Below are 2,450 nucleotides of genomic sequence, written 5' to 3' on the forward strand. Positions count from 1 at the left end.
CGCAGCCGCCGCGTGCGGGCCTGGGTGGGGCAGGAGGCGATCGACCGCGGCCGCGGCATTCTGGCGCGCGGCACGCTGGCGGCGGCGGTGACGGCGCGGCTGATCCCCTGGATGCTGTTTCCGATCTTCGTGGCCAGCGGCTTCCTGCATGTCGGGCTGGCGCGGTTCGTTGCCGTCAACGCCGCGGTGGCCTTCGTCTACACCGCCGCGGCCTTCCTCAGCCTCTATCTGTTCAACGTCGCGCTGTTCGACCTGTTCGAGGGCTGGGGCTGGCTGGCCGCCACGCTGGCCGGCGTCGTCATCCTGGGCGCGGTGCTTCTGGCCGGGCGGCGCTACCGCGGCGATGCCTCCGGGGGCGGCTGACCGGCGGCATCGGCCACCGCGCAGGCGAGCACCTCCTCGATGAGCGGGGCGTGGGTCCAGGGCAGGAAATGGTCGCCGCCCTCGATCAGCACCACGCGCGCCGGCAGGTCGGGCGACAGCTGGGCGCGGATGTAGGCGGCGTTTTCGGGCGGCACCAGCGTGTCCTGCAGGCCCTGGACGATGGTGACCGGCGCGGCGATGCGGCCGAGCCCCGTTGCGAGCTGTTCCAGCTCGGGCCGCAGCGCCAGCAGTTCGGCATTGGAATTGGCGAGCTCGGCCGGCAGCAGCGCGGAGAAATAGGGCAGGGCGGCGACGAGCTGCAGCGGATGGGTTTCCTCCTGGGCCGGATCGCCGGCCGATCCTATGAGGACGACGCTTCCGACCTTGTCGGGGAAGTCGACCGCCAGCCGCAGCGCCACCGGCCCGCCGAAGGAATAGCCGACCACGACCGAGCCGTCGCCGAGAAGCGGTGCGATGGCGCGCGCCTGCTCGCCGATCGACAGCACCGGCTCCTGGTCGATGCTCTCGCCGAAGCCCGGACGGTCGACGGCGGCGCGGTACTGTCCCGCCGGCACGTTGGCGAGGAAGCCCGCCCACTCCTCCGCCACGCCGGGGCTGCCGTGGATGAAGACGACGCGCGCGCCGGCGCGGGTGCCGCTGGCCAGATAGTTCAGCGTGCCGCCGCCCTCGAGCCGCAGCGTCATGCGCCGCAGCGCCGCGCCTTCCGGCACGTCGGCGTCGAGCCCGATGCCGGTGATCGCCGTGAGCTGCTCGCGCAGCGGCTGCAAGGGCGCCAGCAGGAAATCGACCACCGCGCCGCCGATGTTGTCGGCCGGCGCCTCGATGATGGTGACGATGGCGGGAGGGGCGCAGTCCAGCATGCTCAGAATCCGGTTTCGTTTGGCCCGTGCCCGCCGCGCACCAAGGTGCAGGAGCCGGGCGGGCAAGGCGGTTCAGCCACTGACGGGATAGCGGCAGCGCATCCGTTCCTGCCGCACGACGAGGCCGAGGACCGCGCGCAGGCCGGCCGGCCGCACGCCGCGCCGCCGCATCGCGGCGCCGATGGCGAAGAGCTGGCGATACTGGCGCCAGAGCGTGCGGTAGGCTTCCGTCAGGGTCACGCGTCCATCCCAGATCTGGAGCATTTCGGCTCCGGCTCCGTTCAACTCCAGGATCTCGAAGTCCTCGCCGCGCTCGAGCCCGGCCAGTGAGCCGAATTTCACGTCGAAACGGCCGAAATGCAAGCCGTCGATGTCGCGGGCGATGGCTTCGAACTCGGCCTCCAGCGCCGGGGTGATGCTGTCGGCGGCATCGCGGTAGACGGCGCCGAGGCGCGCGCTGCGCGGACCGACCAGCGCCACGGTTTCGCCGGCCCCCGGCACGGCGTGCCAGCGGTCGAGGTTTCGTTCTGCATGGATGGCAAGGCTCTTGGCCAGCACTTCGTCGGCCTCGACCAGCGCCTGCACCGTGCGGACCCCGTCGCCGGTGACGTGGGGCGCATGGACGAAGGCCATGGAGACGACGCGGCCGCGCGGCGCGCCCGGTTCGCGGACGTAGAACACGCCCGCCTCGCCGGGCAGCCCGACATGGCGCTGCAGGATCAGCCGCAATTCGGGCGCGCAGGTGGACAGGTAGGCGAGGAGTGCGTCCTCGTCGTCGAGCCGCCGCACCCCCCAGCCCTGGTAGCCGACGTCGGGCTTGGCCACGAGCGGAAAGCCGAGACCGGCGCCGGCGAGCAAGGCCATGGCGGCCGAGAACCGCGCCTGCGGATCGCCGCCCGGTGCCTGCGGCTGGACCACCACGAAGGGCGCCAGCCGCGCCAGCGCGCGCGGGCCGAACAGCTTCAGCCCTTCGAGCTTGCTCTCGCCGAAGAAGCCGCCGCCCTCCATGGTGGGATTGGCGGCCGTGGGCAGGGTGAGGCTGCCATGGCGGAGCGACAGCGCCAGCCACATCAGCGCCGGGACGACGTAGAAGACGGGTTCGGGGATCTTGCGCTTGAACCAGGGATAGCGGGGCGTGGGCTGCAGCGGCGGAATGCCGACGACGCGCAGCGGATGCGCGGCGGGCGGCCGGCCGCCGGCCGGCAG

The 2,450-nt window shown here is 72.5% G+C and carries 3 protein-coding genes; 1 reads left to right on the forward strand and 2 read right to left on the reverse strand.

All coding sequences use genetic code 11. The annotated features are described in order from the left end of the window. The coding region (locus tag EJC49_RS25885) for a hypothetical protein (RefSeq protein ID WP_210211870.1) at positions 1–363 on the forward strand (363 nt) is incomplete at its 5' end. Here the strand turns inward: EJC49_RS25885 and EJC49_RS25125 are convergent. Next, on the reverse strand, positions 333–1,244 hold the full coding sequence (locus tag EJC49_RS25125) for an alpha/beta fold hydrolase (protein WP_126702666.1): 912 nt from the start codon (positions 1,242–1,244) through the stop codon (positions 333–335). The two genes, EJC49_RS25885 and EJC49_RS25125, sit on opposite strands and share 31 nt — an antisense overlap. 72 nt (positions 1,245–1,316) lie before the next feature. Continuing rightward, on the reverse strand, positions 1,317–2,450 hold a 1,134-nt coding region (locus EJC49_RS25130; protein WP_210211871.1), incomplete at its 5' end, for a hypothetical protein.

Origin of the sequence: Aquibium carbonis (assembly GCF_003970795.1) — a bacterium.
In the GTDB taxonomy this organism is placed as follows: Bacteria; Pseudomonadota; Alphaproteobacteria; order Rhizobiales; family Rhizobiaceae; genus Aquibium; species Aquibium carbonis.

Bases quoted from the DNA above. Each gene is read 5' to 3' on its own strand.
- EJC49_RS25125 (WP_126702666.1), bottom strand. From the start codon at position 1,244: ATGCTGGACTGCGCCCCTCCCGCCATCGTCACCATCATCGAGGCGCCG.